The sequence below is a fragment of the Pseudarthrobacter sp. N5 genome, assembly GCF_050157035.1.
In the GTDB taxonomy this organism is placed as follows: Bacteria; Actinomycetota; Actinomycetes; order Actinomycetales; family Micrococcaceae; genus Arthrobacter.
In genome coordinates this window covers 3,261,516-3,280,441 of record NZ_CP189593.1, presented here as the reverse complement: position 1 = coordinate 3,280,441, position 18,926 = coordinate 3,261,516, and the positions used below count along the sequence as shown (strand labels likewise).

General features: G+C 64.5%; 12 protein-coding genes, 2 tRNA genes and 3 pseudogenes. 8 read left to right on the top strand and 9 right to left on the bottom strand.

Annotated features, from left to right (window positions below):
- Window positions 1-51: 51 nt before the first annotated feature.
- The 3 genes and pseudogenes from ACQCST_RS15735 to ACQCST_RS15725 form a co-directional block, all read right to left on the bottom strand.
- Complete coding sequence (locus ACQCST_RS15735) at window positions 52-3,225, bottom strand: glycoside hydrolase family 2 TIM barrel-domain containing protein (protein ID WP_426996666.1); 3,174 nt, start codon at window positions 3,223-3,225, stop codon at window positions 52-54.
- Window positions 3,225-3,826: pseudogene (locus ACQCST_RS15730) on the bottom strand (carbohydrate ABC transporter permease); the annotation flags it as partial. The pseudogene ACQCST_RS15730 and the gene ACQCST_RS15735, both read right to left, overlap by 1 nt.
- A pseudogene (locus tag ACQCST_RS15725) lies at window positions 3,826-3,921 on the bottom strand (sugar ABC transporter permease); the annotation flags it as partial. The pseudogenes ACQCST_RS15730 and ACQCST_RS15725, both read right to left, overlap by 1 nt.
- A 241-nt stretch (window positions 3,922-4,162) precedes the next feature.
- On the opposite strand from ACQCST_RS15725, the gene ACQCST_RS15720 reads away from it, so the two are divergent.
- Complete coding sequence (locus ACQCST_RS15720; protein ID WP_426996665.1) at window positions 4,163-4,774, top strand: TetR/AcrR family transcriptional regulator; 612 nt, start codon at window positions 4,163-4,165, stop codon at window positions 4,772-4,774.
- Window positions 4,775-4,887: 113 nt separating this feature from the next.
- Here the strand turns inward: ACQCST_RS15720 and ACQCST_RS15715 are convergent, their stop codons facing one another.
- Entirely contained in the window at window positions 4,888-6,105 is a 1,218-nt protein-coding gene (locus tag ACQCST_RS15715; protein ID WP_426996664.1) for an amidohydrolase, read from the bottom strand.
- Between the two features lie 155 nt (window positions 6,106-6,260).
- Between ACQCST_RS15715 and ACQCST_RS15710 the strand changes: the two genes are divergently transcribed.
- Window positions 6,261-7,595 (top strand): glycosyltransferase 87 family protein, encoded by a 1,335-nt coding sequence (locus tag ACQCST_RS15710; RefSeq protein WP_426996663.1) that lies wholly within the window; start codon window positions 6,261-6,263, stop codon window positions 7,593-7,595.
- 36 nt (window positions 7,596-7,631) lie between these two features.
- Window positions 7,632-8,404, top strand: a pseudogene (locus ACQCST_RS15705) (SDR family oxidoreductase).
- Between the two features lie 108 nt (window positions 8,405-8,512).
- On the opposite strand, the gene ACQCST_RS15700 reads toward ACQCST_RS15705, so the two are convergent.
- From ACQCST_RS15700 to ACQCST_RS15685, 4 genes are read right to left on the bottom strand one after another with little or no spacing between them, the layout of a single operon-like run.
- Complete coding sequence (locus ACQCST_RS15700) at window positions 8,513-9,733, bottom strand: acyl-CoA dehydrogenase family protein (protein ID WP_426996662.1); 1,221 nt, start codon at window positions 9,731-9,733, stop codon at window positions 8,513-8,515.
- A gap of 9 nt (window positions 9,734-9,742) precedes the next feature.
- A complete protein-coding gene (locus tag ACQCST_RS15695) occupies window positions 9,743-11,263 on the bottom strand; it encodes an APC family permease (RefSeq protein ID WP_426996661.1) in 1,521 nt (506 codons plus the stop codon).
- Entirely contained in the window at window positions 11,260-12,486 is a 1,227-nt protein-coding gene (locus tag ACQCST_RS15690) for a glutathionylspermidine synthase family protein (RefSeq protein ID WP_426996660.1), read from the bottom strand. The genes ACQCST_RS15695 and ACQCST_RS15690 overlap by 4 nt, the downstream gene beginning before the upstream one ends.
- A 2-nt stretch (window positions 12,487-12,488) precedes the next feature.
- Window positions 12,489-13,127 carry a Tat pathway signal protein gene (locus ACQCST_RS15685; RefSeq protein ID WP_426996659.1) on the bottom strand — a complete coding sequence of 213 codons (639 nt, stop codon included), beginning with the start codon at window positions 13,125-13,127 and terminating at the stop codon, window positions 12,489-12,491.
- A gap of 171 nt (window positions 13,128-13,298) precedes the next feature.
- Between ACQCST_RS15685 and ACQCST_RS15680 the strand changes: the two genes are divergently transcribed.
- The 5 genes from ACQCST_RS15680 to ACQCST_RS15660 all read left to right on the top strand — a co-directional run bounded on the left by ACQCST_RS15680 (window position 13,299) and on the right by ACQCST_RS15660 (window position 17,719).
- Window positions 13,299-13,952, top strand: a complete 654-nt coding sequence (locus tag ACQCST_RS15680) for an MOSC domain-containing protein (RefSeq protein ID WP_426996658.1) — start codon at window positions 13,299-13,301, stop codon at window positions 13,950-13,952.
- A gap of 386 nt (window positions 13,953-14,338) precedes the next feature.
- A complete protein-coding gene (locus ACQCST_RS15675; RefSeq protein WP_426996657.1) occupies window positions 14,339-16,621 on the top strand; it encodes a DEAD/DEAH box helicase in 2,283 nt (760 codons plus the stop codon).
- 233 nt (window positions 16,622-16,854) lie between these two features.
- The gene (locus ACQCST_RS15670; RefSeq protein WP_426996656.1) at window positions 16,855-17,388 is read left to right on the top strand and encodes a LysM peptidoglycan-binding domain-containing protein; all 534 of its coding nucleotides are present in this window, start codon (window positions 16,855-16,857) and stop codon (window positions 17,386-17,388) included.
- Window positions 17,389-17,507: 119 nt separating this feature from the next.
- Window positions 17,508-17,579, top strand: a tRNA-Thr gene (locus tag ACQCST_RS15665).
- Window positions 17,580-17,642: 63 nt separating this feature from the next.
- Window positions 17,643-17,719 (top strand) — tRNA-Met (locus ACQCST_RS15660).
- 141 nt (window positions 17,720-17,860) lie between these two features.
- Here ACQCST_RS15660 and ACQCST_RS15655 read toward each other — a convergent pair.
- A complete protein-coding gene (locus ACQCST_RS15655) occupies window positions 17,861-18,922 on the bottom strand; it encodes a D-TA family PLP-dependent enzyme (RefSeq protein ID WP_426999199.1) in 1,062 nt (353 codons plus the stop codon).
- Between the last annotated feature and the right edge of the window lie 4 nt (window positions 18,923-18,926).

The following is an 18,926-nucleotide window of genomic DNA, read 5'->3' as shown; positions in this document are numbered from 1 at the left end:
TCGCGCCCATGTTGGCGAGCCACATGGGCGCGAAGTCTCACCTCGGCGAGGCTAGGTGCGGGCCGCCGAGACCCGCATCGTCAGAGTGCGGGCGTCCGGGCGGAGCGCGAAGTCCGGCCACACATCCGGGCCACAAGCCCGCGAACCCAGGCCGTGCTGTGCCGCATCGAGGTAGAGGTAGCTGTTCTGGCTCGCGGGCAGTTCATGTGGATGGCCCGCCCCGCTTACCTGCTGTGCCGTGTGACGCGCCAGCGTGAAGCCGGGCCGGCGCCCGCGGGCATCCGCCTCGGTGTCGATCTGCAGCCACGGCGCGCCTGCGTTGTCCAGTTGGAGGGAACGCACTGCACTGCGATGCCCGCTCTCCTGCGGTTTCGCGTAGGCCACCGTGAGTTCCTCGATTCCTGCCGAATACTGCCCGATGAACGCCGAGCGCATGCTGTCCGGATACGATTCCCGGGGTCCGGCACCAAACCAGGAGGCGCCGTCAACGGATCCCGGCAGATCGAAGCGCACGCCGACACGCGGCCACACCATGTCCCAACCTGAGCTCGGGATGATGTCCAGCCGCAGCCACAGCTCGCCCTTCAGGAACTGCCACTGCTCGTCCACCGTGACCGAGGCCCGGCTGTCGGCCGGGGCATAACGCGTCCGGACCAGGACACCGCCGTCGTTCGCCGAGACCTTTTCCACGCGGGCGGTGAGACGGTCCAGGCCGGCCTGGCGCCACACCGCGGCCGACGACGGCGCCGGCACGCCATTTCCGTTGTTAAGCCACGGGTCCCCGAGGTCATAGCTGCCGCGGCCCGCGCCGCCGTCGTTGTCCGTCGGGGCGCGCCAGAGCTCAAGGCGGGGCCCTGCTGCGGACACACCGGCCAGCGACACGAGCCGGCCCTCCTCGAACACAGCGGCCCCGAGCGTCAGTGTGCCTGTCGCAGCGGTTCCGGACGCGACTGAGCTGGTTACGGAGCTGTTGGCGGAGGCCGCGGGGCGCGGTACCGGTGTTGCCGCTAGCGATAGGTCCAGCTGGGCCGTTGATATCACGTGCCCGGCAGACGCCCAGGCGGTGTCCGTGCGCAGCACGGCCTCAACCGTGAGCCAGGTTTCACCGCGTGCTGCGCTGGTGAATGCCGGCAGCCGGACCCGTACGGATTCTCCCGCGACAAGCGCCTCGCCCGCAGCGCCCACGACGGCCAGCTCGCCTGACTCGCTCGCCTCACCGTCCACTTCGGCCCGCCACCGGAACACGATATCGGAAGCGTCCGCTGAATGGCGCAGGTTGGAGACGGTGAGGAACTTCCCGAGGCCGGCCGCGCCGTCACCGCCGCTGGAGTCGCTGCCGGTGCTGCCGGTACTGCCGGCACTTCCGAAGCGAAGCCGGATGGGCGCCACGATCTGTTTGTACTCGAAGAGGCCAGGGGCCGGCGTGGAATCGGAGAGGACCATGCCATCCATGACGAAATTGCCGTCGTGGACCACCTCGTTGAAATCGCCACCATACGCGAAGAATTCTGTTCCGTCGGCTGTGTGCGTGCGGATGCCGTGGTCGCGCCATTCCCAGACGAAGCCACCATGAAGCCGCGGGTAGCGGTCCACAAGGTCCTCGTACTGGTCGATCGCACCGGGGCCGTTTCCCATGGCGTGCACATACTCGCAGAGGATGAAGGGCTTGGTGCGCTGGCGTGCCGACTCGGCGGCCGAGCAGCCCAGCAGCAGGGAGCCGGAATCATCGCGACCGATAGCCGCCGTTTCAGGCACCGAGGAGTACATCCGTGAGTAGACGTCCGTATAGGCGCCGGCGTAGTCACCCTCATAGTGCACCGGCCGCCCGGCATCACGGGCGTGCGCCCAGGCGGCCATGGCCGCAAGGTTGGAGCCGGTTCCGGCCTCGTTCCCGAGGGACCACATCACGATGGACGGGTGGTTCTTGTCCCGCTCAATCGTGCGCTCCATGCGGTCAAGGAAGGCCTGGCGCCAGGCCGGGTCGTCACTGGGGTTGCCGGCCCAATCATGTGCCTCGAAACCGTGCGTCTCGAGGTCGCACTCCAGCACCACCCAGAAGCCCAGTTCATCGGCCAGATCCAGCAACCGCGGATGCGGCGGATAGTGACTGGTCCGGATCGCATTGACGTTGAACTGCTTCATGAGCACCAGATCGGCGCGGGCGAATTCCTCGTCGAAGACACGGCCGCGGTCGGGATGGGTCTCGTGCCGGTTCATTCCGTGGAACACCACCCGCCGCCCGTTCACCAGGAAGCGGTCGCCGTCGATCTCCACGGTGCGGAAACCCAGCCGGAGCGAGATGGTCTCGGCGTCACTGGATACGGTGGCGTCGTAGAGCCGGGGGATCTCTGCGGACCATGGCACGACGGCGTCGATCAGGACAGGGGCAACGTCCGCTTCGGAGTTCCAGGTGACGTCGACTCCGAGCTCCGGGACGGAGAGCGTGACCGGGTAGGCGCCGTCGTTTGCCGTGATCTCGGGGTCGATCGTGCCTGCGCCGGAGTCACCCATGCCACTGAAGGCGGTTCGAAGCCAGACATCGTCGATTCCGCCTACCGGCCGTGCCTGAAGGGTCACATCGCGGAAGATGCCGGGCAGCCACCACTGGTCCTGGTCTTCGAGGTAGCTGGATGCCGACCATTGGTGCACGCGCACCGCCAGCACATTGGAGCCCGGCCGCACGGCATCCGTGACGTCGAACTCCTGGGCCAGCCGGCTGCCAACCCCGACGCCGATGAGGATCCCGTTGACCCACACCTTGTACCGCGACTCGACGCCGTCGAACCTCAGCACTGTCAATGATGCGTCCGGCCATGATTCAGGCAGCTCAAAGGTCCGCCGGTAGTCACCAGTCGGATTCTCATCGGGAACGTTGGGCGCATCCGTGGGGAAGGGGTACTGCACGTTGGTGTAGATCGGCCGGCCATAGCGCCCATCGCCCTCCAGCACCCAGTGCGCCGGGACAGCGATCCTGTCCCACGAAGAATCATCGAACGACTCGTCCGCGAAGCCTTCGACGGCCTCGCCGGCCGGAAGCGCTCCGCGGCCACCCGGGGTACCCGGTGCGCCGGGCAACAGCCTGAACTGCCAGTTTCCGTTGAGCGATGTGCTGGGGGCATCGCTGTGAAGCCACGAACGCGCAGGCACTCTCCGGCCGGAGCCGGGACCGCGGTCGATGAGATAGGAGACGTCGGCGGTGTCCGCGGAAGCCGGGTAGTTGGTCATTATTTGACTGCTCCTTCTGTAAGTCCGCCGCGCCAGAACCGCTGCAGGACAACCATGGCGATGCTGAGGGGGATGATCGGCAGCAGTACCCCGCCGGTTGTTAGTTCATAGAATTCGGGCAAACGGTCAACCTGGCTCAACCAGTTGTTCAACCCGAGCGTAATCGGATAGGGCCCGGAATCGGAGAGCATCACAAGCGGCAGGAAATAGTTGTTCCGGATTCCAACCAGCTGGAAGAGGAAGACAGTTACCAGCGCAGGTGTCAGCACGCGCAGCCCGATCGTGTGGAAGATCCGCAGTTCGCTGGCGCCGTCCAATCTGGCGGCTTCGATGAGCGAGGTATCCACGGTTGCCTGCGAGTAAATGGGGCAGAGGAACAGGCCGAACGGCGAGACCAGCGACGGCAACAGGGCACTCCAGTAGGTGTTCGCGAAGCCGGGCTGGCTGAACAGCAGGAAGAGCGGAAGCGCGGTTGCCGTACCGGGACCAGCACTCCGCCGAGAATGGTTCCGAAGACCAGGTTCCGGCCTCGTAATTCGTATTTGGCCAGCGCGTAGCCACCGGCTGCGGCGAGGTAGGTGGCGATCAGGGCGCCCACTCCGCCTTATACAGTTTGACCGGGATCGCCTTGAACCGGGCCACGATGATGAGCATGTTGTAGCCGGTGTAGCTCCAGGTGACGATGTTGGCGAAGTTGTGCCTGGCGTCGTCCAGCCGGTGAGGGCTGCGATCGCGGCTGTACCGAGACCAGTCCGCAGCAATGGTCTTCGTGTGAATCGAGTCATGTGCCTTCACCTCGTTGTGTCGGGTTGATGTACGGACGGGGCCGGACGTCCGCGCGGTCCGGAGAGCCGTGTGGCAAGAGGCTAACATAAACTTCGAGCGAGTACTCGAATTTCAAGTTCACGACCCGGAATCGCCTGTACACTGACTTGCCATGACCACAAAAGAGGTGAGCGGCGGCGGGCAGCGCGGCCCTTATGCGAAGTCGACGGAACGCCGCCGGACCATCGTCGCGGCGGCCCACGAAGTTTTTGCGGCGCGCGGCTACCGGGGCGGCTCGCTGCAGGAAGTCGCCGACCGTGTCGGGATGAGCCAGACGAGTCTGCTGCATTACTTCCCGTCGAAACGAGACCTTCTGCTTGCCGTGCTCAATTGGAGGGACTCGATCACTGGAGACGGGGTGACGCCGCCCGATCCGGAGGAAACACTCGTCGACGCAGTCATCCGCCAGGCCCGCTTCAACGAAAACATTCCCGGCGTCATTGAGCTGTACACCGTGCTGTGTGCGGAATCCGTCACGGAGGATCATCCGGGACGCGGGTTCTTCACCGCGCGCTTCGAGGCTCTCCGGCGGAGTTACACTCTTCGTTTCACGAGGCTGGCGGAGGAGGGGCGGCTGAGGCCCGGCGTCGATCCGGAACGGGCAGCGGCCTCATTGGTGGCGCTGTGGGACGGAATCCAGACGCAGTGGCTGCTGGCACCCGACAGCATTGACATGGCGGGGTGCCTGCGCGGCTACCTGGATCTCGTCCTCCTGCCGGAGTAGCCAGGCCTCCGGTGCTGCTACGCAGGGCCCCTTCCCCGGAGCAGTTCGGTCGAAGTGAGACTTCGCGCCCGTTGGCAGGGTAAATACGGGCGCGAACTCTCACCTCAGCGAACTTATGCCCGGGCGGCCACCACTCCCTGTCGGGCTTCTGCGTCGTAGTGGTAAACGGGCTTGCCGCCGATCCATACTTTCAGCGCCCGCTGCATAACATCCAGCGGATCGCCGCTCCATAGCACCAGATCGGCGTCCTTGCCCTTTGTCAGCGAGCCCACGCGGTCGGCCAGGCCGAGGACTTTGGCAGGGTTGATGGTGATTGCTTTGAGGGCGGTTTCCCGGTCCAGTCCCTCCTTGATGGCCAGGGTGCACTGGTGGACCAGGAAGTGGATAGGGATGACGGGATGGTCCGTGATGATGGAGATCTCGACGCCGGCCGCTGCCAGTTTGCCGGGATTCTGCAGTGAGCGTCCCCGCAGTTCCACCTTGGATTTGGTAGTGAACAGCGGTCCGATCAACACCGGAATCCCGCGCTCGGCGAGGATGTCGCCCAGCACATGGGCCTCCGTGCCGTGGTCCAGGACCAGCTCGTAGCCGAACTCGTCAGCCAGCCTGAGCGCCGTGGCAATGTCGTCCGCGCGGTGGCAGTGCTGGCGCCAGGGGATCTCGCGGCGGAGCACCATCGCAAGCGCTTCCATCCGCGGATCGATCGCATTTTTATCGTTTTTCGCCATGTAGTTCCGGGCGTCGATGAACGCCTTCCTGATGACCATGGCCGTACCGAGCCGGGTGGAGGGCGTCTGTTTCTTTTCGCCATAGTTGCGCTTGGGGTTCTCGCCGAGAGCCGATTTCAGGCCGCTGGGGGAGCGCAGGACCATTTCCTCGATATACCGGCCGTGGGTGTGCAGGGCTACGGCGAGGCCGCCTATCGGGTTCCCGGAGCCCGGGTTGACGTTGACCGTGGTGATTCCGCCGGCCAGGGCATCGTCAAAGCCGGGATCGAACGGATCCACGGCGTCAATCGCGCGGACCGCGGCCATGATGGGATCCGTCATTTCGTTGACATCCGAAGTCGCGCTGACTTCGCCTTCGGGGTGCATCCCCAGATGGACGTGGGCATCGATAAACCCGGGCAGCAGCCACTGGCCGCCTGCGTCCACAACCTCCGTTCCGGCAGGGATCCGGATGTTCGGCCCGGCCCCGGCGATCTTGCCGTCCGTTACCAGAACGGTGCCGTCAAACGGTTCGCCTTCAATCGGGACCACGTGGGCGTTGGTAATGGCCAGGCTGTGGCCCTTGGCCTTGGCAGGAGGGGCAGCTGCGGCTGGTGTTCGCATGCGCGGGAGTCCTTTCGGTTGCGGAAGTCTTCCCAGCCAGCCTAGCCGGGCACCGTTGCATATGTAGTATGTAGTGATGGGGCCCTGGTCCCTCTGACCCTTCATGGAAGGTCAGGGGGACTTTGCGGCAGAAACGGAAAATTGGGGGATACCGGATGGCGCTGTCCGACGTCGAATTCAGGGTTGCAGAAAGCAAACGCGGAGGCACTCCGCTGCGGCAGCGGGTCATGGCCTGGCTGCCGGTGGCGGCGGTTGCCCTGCCGCTCTGGTTCCTTTTCTCCGGGTGGGCTTCGCAGGGCCTGGATTTCAGTGTGTACTGGCACGGCGGGAAGATCCTCAACCAGGCGGGCGAGGCGCCGTCGGAGCTATACGGGCGCAGCGTCGAGTGGGCCGGAGGGCCCGGACTGCCGTTCACCTATCCGCCCTTCGCGGCATTGATCTTCAGCCTTCTGGCGAAGATTCCGGAGCAGCTGGCCCTGAACTTGTTCAACCTTGCGGGGGTTGCAGTCGGGGCTTGGCTAGCGGCGCTGGCCGTGCGGTACTGGAAATCGAAACAGGACTGGCGCAGCACCTTCCGGACCCGCCGTACCGGTTGGGCCGCCGCCGCAGTACTCCTGGCCATGCTGATGCTGGGGCCATGGCGCGAAACCCTGGCCTTCGGCCAGATCAATATCCTGCTGATGGGTCTGATGACCGCGGATCTGCTCGCCCGGAACGAGCGCTGGCAACGCGGCTTTCCCGGCTGCGGTTTCCTGGTGGGGATCGCCGCCGGCATCAAACTGACCCCGCTGGTGTTTGGCCTGTACTTCCTCATGCGTAAGGACTGGCGCGGGCTGCTGAATATGGGGGCAGGATTTGCCGCAACCGTGCTGATCGGCTGGCTCCTCCGTCCCGCTGAATCACTTCAGTTCTGGCTGGAGATCCTGCCTGACACATCGAGGATAGGCGGCGCCGGCTATGTGGACAATCTGTCGATGAAAGGCGCACTCCTGCACTTCGGAGTACCCGGGACGGCAGTCACCCTGCTGTGGCTGGTGCTGGGCGCACTGGTGGTGGCGCTCGCCGCCATTCTCATCAAAACGGCCAGCGAGCAAGGCGCCCGCGTGGTGGCGATTTCGACGACGGCACTCACCATGCTGCTGATCAGCCCGGTGTCCTGGTCTCATCACTGGGTGTGGATGGCGGCAGTGCTGCCGGCCTTCGCCTGGACGCTCCGGGAAACCCCCGGCCGGCACCGTGCCCTACGGCTGGCCATGGGCGCAGTCCTGGCGGTGTCCGCCGTCGTATTCTTCTTCTCGCCCAAGACCATCGGCCTGGCACTGGGTGCGGAGAACCTGGATGTTCAAACGCCCGGGCTGTGGCTCATGGCATCCAGCGCGGGAGTGTTTTGTGCACTGGCCATGATGATCTGTTGGCTGGTGGCCCTCCGGAAGGGCTCTCTCACGGGCGCTTTTGAACCCGGGCGCGCGGTGCAGGCCGTCCACAGCTGATTCCTTGCCCCGACCGGCGCCACCAGGCTGTTCCGCATGAGTCCCTCATTGCCCGGCCACACCGGACGCAGAACGGCCCTTGTTACCGGTGTTGGCCGGCTGGCCGGAATCGGTGCCGGGATTGCCCGGAGCCTTGCTGTCAGCGGCTGGGACTTGGTGCTGAGCTATTGGCACGATTACGACGCTCGGATGCCATGGGGGATCCAGCCGGACGACGTCGGCATCCTCGCCGCGGAGCTGGAGGGCACCGGCGTCCGGGTCCGCACCCTACCGGCCGATTTCCAGGACCCGCTGGCAGTGGAGCGCCTGATGGCAGCGGTTGCTGAGCATTCCGGCCGTTTACACGGCATGGTGCTCAATCACGCCGAATCAGTGGACTCCGGCATCATGGACACAACGCTTGAGAGTTTCGAGCGGCACTTCGCGGTCAACACCCGGGCCAGCTGGCAGCTGATAGCCGCCTTCGCGCGGCAGGCAGAGCACGACGGCGGCGCAATCGTTGCGCTGACCAGCGACCACACAGCGTTCAACCTGCCGTACGGCGCGTCCAAGGGTGCACTGGACAGGATCGTTATGGCCCCGCCCGGGAGCTGGGCCCGCTGGGTATCAGCTGCAATGTGCTCAACCCGGGACCCGTGGATACTGGCTGGATGGACCGGCAACTGCGGGAGGACCTATCACGGCGTCAGCCCGGCGGCCGGCTCGGGACGCCGGCGGACGTTGCCGGGACGGTGGAATTCCTGCTCTCTCCGGCCGGACGCTGGATTTCGGGGCAGCTGATCAAATCCGACGGCGGCTTCTCGGCTTAGCTGTCCGCTGGCCTGTACGCACGCCCGCCGCCGAGGTGAGACTTCGCGCCCGTGTGGATGATGAACATCGGCGCGAAGTCTCACCTCGGCGCAAGAAAAAGGTCGGGACTAGCGGAAGGCCGCTATCCCGGTGATGTGCTGGCCCAGAATCAGGGTGTGGACCTCGTCCGTCCCCTCGTAGGTCCGCACGGACTCCAGATTGGCGGCGTGCCGCAGCGGTGAATAGTCCAGGGTGATGCCGTTGCCGCCCAGGATGGTGCGGGCCTCGCGGGCGATCGCAATGGCCTCGCGCACGTTGTTAAGCTTGGCCAGCGAGATCTGCTCCGGGCGCAGCTTCCCCGCGTCCTTGAGCCTGCCCAGATGCAGGGCCAGCATGGTCCCCTTCTGGATTTCCAGCAGCATGTTCACCAGTTTCTCCTGGGTCAGCTGATAGCCGGCCAGCGGTTTACCGAACTGCAGCCGTTCCTGCGAGTAGGCCAATGCGGCCTGGTAGGAGTCCCGGGCAGCGCCCATGGCGCCCCAGGCGATTCCGTAGCGGGCCTCGTTGAGGCAGGAAAACGGGCCGCGGAGTCCTCGCGCACCCGGGAGCAGGGCCTCCGGACCCAGCCGGACGCCGTCGAACGTCACATCGCATTGGATGGACGCCCGCATGGACAGCTTCCCGCCGATCGGCGTGGCGGTGACCCCTGCGGTGCCGGCCGGCACCAGAAAGCCGCGCACGCCGTCGTCGGTCATAGCCCAGACCACCATCACGTCCGCAACGGAGGCGAGACCGATCCAGCGTTTGGCGCCGTCCAGCACCCAGCCGGAATCATCACCAATGCGGCCAGCTGCGCCGTCCTGCCGGGCAAAAGTGGTCATGGAGGAGGGGTCCGAGCCTGCCGTGGGCTCGGTCAGGGCGAAGCATCCGATCAGTTCGCCGGCAGCCATCCGGGGGAGCCATTGCTCCTTCTGTTCCTCCGAGCCCCAGGTGTGGATGGCGGTCATGGCCAGCGAGCCCTGGACCGAGACAAAGGTGCGGATCCCGGAATCACCGGCCTCCAGCTCCATCGCGGCCAGGCCGTATTCGACGGCCGTCCGGCCAGGGCAGCCGTACCCTTCCAGGTTCATGCCCAGGACACCCAGCTCACCGAGCTGCGGGGCGAGATCCAGTGGAAAAACACCGTCCTCGTACCAGCGCGCGATCTCCGGCCGGATCTGCTGGTCGGTGAAATCGCGGATCCGCTCACGCAGTTCCAGCTCGTCCGGGGTCAGCAGGGAATCAAGGGCCAGAACATCGGAAGGATCAGTATCGGAACGGTCAGCGGCGGTGCGGGCAACGTTGCTCATGCCAGCATCTTACGGGCCGGTGGTGACGCGATGCGCTCCCAGAAAGTAGCCCCGGGTGGACGGAAGGAACCGGCACACGACCGCCAGCACCACGCCCAGAGCCAGCAGCACCACGCCGCTGACAAAAGCCCCGCCGACGCCGAAGATCTGGGTGTCCCCATACGCCGGATCCCACATCTGCACCGCGGAGATGAAGAACGCGGCAGTCAGCATCAGAGCGCCCAGCAGCGGGAGGATGCCGCGGAACCACAGGCTGCGGGCCGAACCGCGGAATGTCCCGCGGAAGTACCAGGCACACGCGAAGCCGGTCAGGGCGTAGTAGAACGCGATGAACAGGCTGATGGCGCTGATGGAGTCGGACAGCAGGTTCTCGCTGAGGAAGCTCATCACCACGTAGTACACAATCGCGGCGGCGCCCATGACCTGGGTGGAGAAGCCGGGCGTCTGGTTGCGCTTGTGCACTTCGCCGAATCTGGCCGGCAAGGCTCCGTGGACGCCCATCGACAGGGTGCCCCGGGCTGTCGGCAGGATGGTGGTCTGGGTGGAGGACAGCACGGAGGCCAGAACGGCGACGACGATCAGCCAGCCCCACGGGCCCAGCACCACATCCTTCATGGCAAGGAAGACATCCGCCTGGTTTGCCTTATTGCCCAGACCGATTCCGTCCTTACCGACGGTGGCATACATCATCACCAGCAGCGCCACCGAAACGTAGATGGCCACCAGCACAAAGGCCGAGATGATGGCTCCACGGCCTGGTGTGACCGAGGGGTTTTCAGTTTCCTCATTGACGGCCAGGCAGGTGTCCCAGCCCCAGTAGATGAACAGCGCCAGAAGGGCGCCATGCACCACGGCGCCCGGGTCCGCAAAAGCACCCGCCGGATTGAACCACTCGATGTCGAAGGCCTGGATGCTTGTGGTGTCTTCCGCGACCCCGCCCGCAATACGGACAATGATGGCCGCCGCAAAAATCCCCAGGGCTATGTACTGCACGTAGGTCAGCACGCGCTGGACATGCTCGCCCAGCCGGATGCCGCGATAGTTCACCAGGGTCATAAAGACGATAAATACGACGCCGGTAACGGTCACCAGGACCTTGTCCGCAGCCAGGGAACCGTCACCGATCAGCAGCCAGAGATACTCGCCGGCCACCTGGGCCAGGTTTGCCAGTACCACAATGCCGGCCAGGGCGACACCCCAGCCGCCCAGCCAGCCCGCCCACGGGCCAAATGCGCGGCGTGCCCAGGTGAACGTGGTGCCGCAATCCGGCATGGCGCTGTTGAGCTCACGGAAGGCATAGGCGATGAAGAGCACCGGAACAAAGCCCAGCAGCAGGATCAGCGGCGTGTAGCTCCCGTTCACCGCGACAATCAGGCCGAGGGTGGCAGCCAGCGAATAAACGGGGGCGGTGGAGGCCAGCCCCAGCATCACGGAGTCGCCGAGGTCCAGGATCCCGGCGCGGAGCCCCTTGGCCGGAACTGTTCCGCCGGCGGGGCTCCCGGTGCCGCCGGTGGTTGTCTCGGTGCTCATAGGGCGATTCCTGCCTTGCTGGAGTTGGCACTCTTAGAGTGGGCGTTGATGGAAAGGGGAGCCGGAGCGTCGATGATGTTCGGCACAAAGCGGCAGAAGTAGTCCGTGATGGGGCCGTCGGATTCACGGATGCCGCAGCCCACGGACTCGCCGTCCACCACCCACAGGCCAAGGACCGGATGGTTGCCGTCGAAACTGGGCAGTGAGTGGTACTGCTGGTAGCACCAGCCTTCGCGGCCGTAGCCGCCGGGCTGTTCCAGGTTGAGGCCTGGGGCGTGGATCCTGATGTTGTCGCCTTCGCGGCCGTGGAGCGGCTTGGCCACCCATTCCTTCAGTGGCCCGGGCTCGTTGAGGTAGGCCGGAAGGAGATTGGGGTGGTCCGGGTAGAGGTGCCAGAGTGCAGCCAGGAGGGCCTTGTTGGAGAGCAGCATCTTCCAGGCAGGCTCCACCCAGCGCGGATTGTGCGCACGCTGGAGCAGCCGGTGGCCGAACGGCTCCTTCATCATCAGCTCCCACGGGTAGAGCTTGAACATGGTGCTGATCATGAAATTGTCCAGGTCCACAAAACGATTCAGGTTAGGGTCCCAGCCGATGTCGGACATGTTGATGCCGATGGTGGTCCAGCCTGCCTGGCCTGCGACATCACGCATGTAGGCGGCCGTCATCCAGTCCTCACCTGATTCTTCGGCTTCGGAGTGGGCGATGTGCAGCGTGCTCATGCCGGTGCGGTACTGCATTTTTTTCCACTGCCGGATGAGGGCTTCATGGATGCCGTTCCACTGGTCTTTTTCCGGGAAGACGTCCTGCAGCCAGAACCATTGGGCCACGGCGGCTTCGATCAGCCCGGTGGGGGTGTCGGCGTTGTACTCCAGCATTTTGGCCGGCCCACCCTGTCCGTCGTAGACAAAGTCGAAGCGACCATAGATGTCCATGTCCGCGGCGAGCAGCGATTCCCCCGCAAGGTCAAGGGCCTGCTGCCCGATCCCGATTTCACCCATGGCACCCGTGGCCAGGAACTTTGCCGCATGGAGGCACATCCGGTGCATTTCCTCGGCGGTCTCCTCGAGGTTTTCCACTTCGTCCATGGTGAATTCGTAGTAAGCGGATTCGTTCCAGTACTCGATCTTCTTGCCGTCAGGCATGGTGGTGGTGGAAAACACCAGGCCCTGCTCTTCGATCTTCTGCTTCCAGTCCGGCCTGCGCTCGGATAACAAACGCTTCATGCCTAGCCTCCTGTGCTTCCGCCTTTGGAGCTGCTGCCAAAGCCGCCCCTGCTGACAGTGCCGCCCGTGGTGCTGTATCCGGTGGATGCCTTGGCCCCGCTCGGAACCGTTGTGGTGTAGCTGGGGTAGGCCGAGCGGTTCTGGCCCACTGCCGGCACATTGGAGCCGCGGGAGTAGAAATACCACGCGTAGAGGGCGCCGCTGCGACCGGCTGAACTGTTGCACTGGGTGTCATCCACGCGCTCGCCGGTTTCGTCGTTGAAACACACCTGGGCGTAGTCGGCCTCGTCCTGGTTGCTCGCCACCACGGCCGTAATGGTCCCGGCCAGCAGCGCTGTCACGCCAAGACCGACGACGACGGTGCGGCGCTGTGAACGCTTCTTGCGCGCCGCCGCGGAGTTCAGCTCGCGCTCCCGGTCCCTGGCGAACGGGTCGGTCACCGGCGGCTGCTGGTCAGGAGAGCCGGACTGGTTCAAGAGCTCAGGCCGGAGCCCGGGCTTCGGTACTTGCCAGGGGGGAAGCTGACCGTTCCCTCCATCGACGGGCGGCGGGGTGAAATCGGACTTGGCGGTTTTGTCTTTGTCGCTGTTCTTCGCCGGGCGTTTTTTCGGGTGCTGCTCCGGGTCCTGTTCCGAGTCCATGGTGTGCCCCTCGATGGTCCATAGTCCTGCAGTGCGTGCATCTGCGCGTGGAGTGAAAATCCTGAAATCAGCCTAGCCGCTGCCTGCATCGGCGGCGAACAAAAACAGGGGCACAACTACCCATGTTTGAGAACGGGCGCTCTGGGCTGCCCTGGAACCTAGACTGGTTCCATGGACACCGCATCCCTGCTTGCAGTCTGCCGCGTACACCAGCTCCTCAGCGATGAAGGGAGCGTCGGCGTGACCGCCATAGATAAACGCCCAGTGGAAGGACCGGTCAAGGTCCACAAGCTGGGGCTCCATGGCGACATCCAGGCCAGCCGGATCCACCACGGCGGCGAGGACCAGGCCATCTACGCCTACTCCCAGGCCGATGCCGACTACTGGGCGGCGGAGCTGCAGCGCGAAATGCCGCCGGGTATATTTGGCGAGAACCTCCGTGTGACGGGCATTGGGACCACGGACGCCGTGATCGGTGAGCGATGGAAAATCGGACTGGACGTCGAAGTGGAGGTAACGTCTCCCCGCATACCCTGCGCAACGTTCCAGCGCCGGATGGAGGAACACCTGTGGGTCAAGCGTTTCACCGCGGAGGGCCGGGTCGGCACGTATCTCAGGGTCGTCAGGACCGGAAGCATCCAAGCGGGGGACCACATCCACCGGCTGTTTGTCCCCACTCACGGCGTCACCGTCGGCAAGTGGTTCCGTGAGCCGGACGTGGAGTCCATGGAGGCACTCCGGGACGCCGAGGCCGACGGCGAGATCCGGCTCCAGCCGGAGTTTCACGACTCGTTCGATCGGTTGCTGCGCAGCCTCGGGCGCTGACAAAAGGCTGGCTGTGTGCGCAAGCTCACCGCCGCCGTCGACAGTTCTGTTACCCAAGGGCCAATCTTTGCCCTACACTTGAAACATCCCCCACTCCGGAAATCCCTTATTCCTGCCCAATTCTTGAGGCAGGACTGGCAAGTGTTGGAGCCCGCTATTGTGATACGGGCATTTTCATAGGGAGAGCCGGCTAAAGAAAACGCTGTACAGACTGCTGGGATAGCAGCCAAGAGTTGCAGCGGGAAGTCCTGCCACGGGATTGCGAAAGCGCCGGGCTTCTAAGTGACCGGCCGGGCAAAGAACGCCCGGCACCACGGCACATGTACTGCGGCCCCGCTCACCTCGGGTTGTGCCGCCTGGCCCCCTATGGATGAGGAAAATTCCCTATGCCCGAAAATCTGAACGACTCCATCGAATCGGCAAACGCCGAAGTCACCGTGATCGACGTCGAGACTTCCGAGACCGCTGCCCCGGCAGCTCAGTCCGCCCCCACCGTAGCCGCTTCCGAGGCCCCTGCTGAATCGGCTGCCCAGAGCGAGGCTCCGGCTGCCGCTGAGGCACCCAAGGAAGAGGCTCCGGCTGCCGCCGAGGCACCCAAGGAAGAAGCGCCCAAGGCGGATTCTTCCAAGGGCGAAGACGACACCGAGGCTGAAGGCGTCCGCTTTACGGACTTTGGCCTTGACGGCCGCGTTCTGGCTGCCCTGCTGGATGTTGGCTACGAAAAGCCGACACCCATTCAGGCCGCCACCATCCCGCCGCTGCTCGAAGGCCGCGACGTTGTGGGCCTGGCACAGACCGGAACCGGTAAGACTGCAGCTTTCGCAGTACCGGCGCTGTCCCGTCTGGCTGAGCTTCACGATCTGAATGGCCCATCCCGCAAGACGCAGGCCCTGGTGCTGGCTCCCACCCGTGAGCTCGCCCTCCAGGTTGCCGAGGCCTTCACCTCCTACGCCAAGCACATGGCCGACTTCACCGTCCTCCCTGTCTACGGTGGCTCCGCCTACGGCCCCCAGCTCGCCGGCCTGCGCCGCGGCGCCCAGGTTGTCGTGGGTACCCCCGGCCGTGTCATCGACCACATCTCCAAGGGCTCACTTGATCTGTCCGAACTCCAGTACCTTGTGCTGGACGAGGCCGACGAGATGCTGCGGATGGGCTTCGCTGAAGACGTTGAGCAGATCTTCCAGCAGACCCCGGAAGGCCGCCAGGTTGCACTGTTCTCGGCCACGATGCCCAGCCAGATCCGCCGTATGTCCAAGCAGTACCTGAACAACCCGGCCGAAATCTCCGTGAAGTCCAAGACCACTACCGGCGCCAACACCAAGCAGCGCTACCTGCAGGTCATGGGTCCGCACAAGCTTGATGCCCTGACCCGCATCCTTGAGGTTGAAGAGTTCGACGGCGTCATTGCGTTCGTGCGCACCAAGATGGCCACCGAAGATCTGGCCGACAAGCTGAAGTCCCGCGGATTCCAGGCTGCCGCCATCAACGGCGACATCCCGCAGCAGCAGCGTGAGCGCACTGTTGACGCGCTGAAGGAAGGCCGTATCGACATTCTGGTTGCCACCGACGTGGCGGCCCGTGGCCTTGACGTGGAGCGCATCAGCCACGTCATCAACTACGACATCCCGCACGACACCGAATCCTACGTCCACCGCATCGGCCGTACGGGCCGTGCCGGCCGCTCCGGCGACGCGATCCTGTTCATGACGCCGCGTGAGAAGTACCTGCTGCGTTCCATTGAGAAGGCAACGCGCCAGCCGGTGGAGCAGATGCACCTGCCCACGGCCGAAACCGTCAACACGCTGCGTCTGGGCAAGTTCGCCGAGAAGATCACGGAAACGCTGGAGTCCCAGGACGTTTCGGCATTCCGCGACCTCATCTCCTCCTACGAGGAAGAGCACAACGTTCCCGCCTCGGAGATCGCCGCGGCGCTGGCCGTTATGGCCCAGGGTGGCCAGCCGCTCCTTGTCAAGGAACTGCCGTCCGCTCCCGAATACCAGAAGCGCGAACGCTCCAACGACGGCTTCGGCTCACGCGGCCCCACCCGCAGCCTGACCGAGGGCAACGCCACCTACCGGATCGCCGTCGGACGCCGTCAGCGCGTTATGCCGGGTTCCATCGTGGGTGCCATTGCCAACGAAGGCGGCATCTCCTCCGCGCAGATCGGCGGCATCGACATCCGCTCGGACCACTCCCTTGTGGAGCTTCCGGCGGATCTCAGTGCTGATCAGCTGCGTGCACTGTCCCGCACCCGGATCGGCGGCGAGCTGATTCACCTTGAGCTGGACAACGGCCGCAAGCCGTCCGGTGATCGCGGCAGCTACTCCGGTGGAAGCCGTGGCGGCGACCGCGGCGGCTACTCCGGCGGTGGAGACCGCGGTGGCAACTTCAAGGGCAACGGCGGGTTCAAGAAGGAATTCCGCAAGCCGGACGGCGAGCGCGGCGGTTACGCCGGTGGCGGCGAGCGCTCCGCGGCTGACCGCGGCGGACGCTCCTACAGCGATCGCACGGAACAGCGCAGTGCGGGCAGTGAGCGTCCGGCAGCAAGCGGCGCCGACCGCGGCCAGGCCACCGACTCACGCTTTGGCGGTCACGGCGACGGTGCCCGCAAGCCGCGTCATGGCAATGAAGGCGGACACCGCGACTTCAACCGCAAGGGCAAATGGTAACTTCTGATTAGATGGGCCGGCTTTCGAGCCGGCCCATCTATGTTTAAGCCGGGTTAGGCCGGGCGGCAGGTGAAATGTTGCAGGCGGTTTCGTGAAATTCCGGCGGGCAGGGCAGGCAATGACTTGGAACCCCCTGCGGGCCGCATTACGATCAAGGGGCTACGGACGGCGTAGCTGCGGAACTTCCCCTTGCTGGGAGCCGGCCGCAACAGACTTCCTGAAAGGCACGTCCCATGGGATTCCTTGACGATTTGAAGAAGAACCTTGGCTTTGCCGCGAAGGACCAGCACAAGGCCGCAGCGGAGCAGAAGACGGAGCAGACCGAGCAGCCGACGGTGCAGAACGCCGAGAAGCAGGCAGGCGTTGAGGCAGGGAACGAATCCCCGGCAGATGCCGGCCTGGCGACGAACACGGACACAGCAGCATTCGAGGCAGCCGCATCCGGGGCAGCCGCCGCAGCGAAGGCGTCAGCTGACGCGGCAGCGGCCGAAGCGGCCGCCCAGCAGCAGGCTTCCGCCGACACCGCTGCCCAGCAGCAGGCCGCAGCCGACGCCGCCGCACAGGAAGCTGCTGCTGACGCAGCCGCGCAGCAAGCCGCTGCAGCCCAGGCCGCACGCGTCACCGAGGTGGTTGTGGAGCCGGGCGACACCTTGAGCGGCATCGCCGTACAGTTCGGCGTTGACCTTAGTGCTCTCATCGCTGTAAACGCGGATATCGTGCCGAATCCGGACCTGATTTACCCGGGACAGGTGCTGCGCCTGCCGTAGCTTTCCGGGCTTTTCGGAGGTCATAAAAAGGGCGCCGTCGCAACTATTTCGGTGCCCTTAAGGCCACCCGGAGGTCGATTTGTTGGAGGGCGGTTCTTCCGGTAAAGTATTTACTCGTTGCCCCCCTAGCTCAGTGGTAGAGCGCGTTCTTGGTAAGAACGAGGTCACCGGATCGATTCCGGTGGGGGGCTCTGAATGAGAGCCTGTGTCAAGGCGGTTTTTGACCGGCTTGGCGCGGGTTTTTTCTCATTTATGGCGGTGTAGCTCAGTTGGTTAGAGCGCACGACTCATAATCGTGAGGTCGGGAGATCGAGCCTCCCCACCGCTACCAAGAAAAACCCCTGGAATCCGCGAGATTCTAGGGGCTTTTCTCTGCCGAAGAGATTTCTCGACAGATCGGCAGTCCTCTGCGTCAAACACAATGCCATGGGTCTTTGACAGTTCATCTGGCGGCATTAGCCGTACCCGTCGTTTAGCTGTTCCTGCCGCGTGCTGCCACCGACCACCGGTCCACCAGCGAGCCGTCTTGAACCACCGTGACTTCATCAACGAGATTCATTGCCAGGCACACGTGGTTGGGTATGACCCTCAGCCGCTGCCCCAGCATGGGGAGGTCGGTGTTTTCGGGCCATTCGATGGTGGCGTGGTGTTCGGACAGTGCGGTGATGCGCGCATCCGGGTAGTCAGCAAGTCGGCCGTATCCGGTCGCCCATCCTGGGCGGTCGCTGCCCAGGATCTTGCTGCCGGCGTCGACAACTATGCGCCGGACATTGCCGGAGCGTGCTTCATGGCGACTAACGACCGTTGTTGCGACGGTCAAGGCGATCTCATCCCAAGCGCACCGTTCGAGTTCGAGCTGTTGTGCGTCCCCGAAGATGTAAACGCCCGGGCGGAGCTCTGTGGCAACAGTTTCACCCTCGAGAAGTGCCGTGGGGGTTGAGCCACCGCTGATTTCCTTGACGTCGAACCCCGCAGAGGCCAGCTCCGCTGCTGCGAGACTCAGCGCCTCGTTCTCATTATTCGCGGCAGCTAGCGGCATGCCCGGCGTATAGCTGTGTCCAGGGAACGTGAAAACGCCGGCTATATTCAATCCCGAAACGGCGGCCGCGCGGGCAACGAGGCTGACTTCCCCCGGCAGGACCCCACTGCGGTGGTGTCCGCTGTCGACCTCGATGAGCACGCTGATGCTTCCGGCATCGGCGCCGAGGCTTCGTCCCATTGCGGTGGCGCCCTCCACGGAGTCTATTCCGACGGCGATCGTGGCCACTGTTGCCAGCTGACGTAGACGATCTGCATGATGGGTGTCTACCCAGAGCGGGTAAGCGATGAAGATATCGCTGGCACCTCCCTCGACGAAGACTTCAGCCTCCCCGATGGTGGCGACGGTCAAGCCGACCGCACCGGCAGCAAGTTGTTTAGACGCAATTTCATGCGTTTTGTGGGTCTTCGCGTGCGGGCGCAGCTTGAGCCCACGGTTGCGCAGGCTTGCGGCCATCCGTTCGATGTTCCGGTCGAGCACATCGATATCAATCATGATT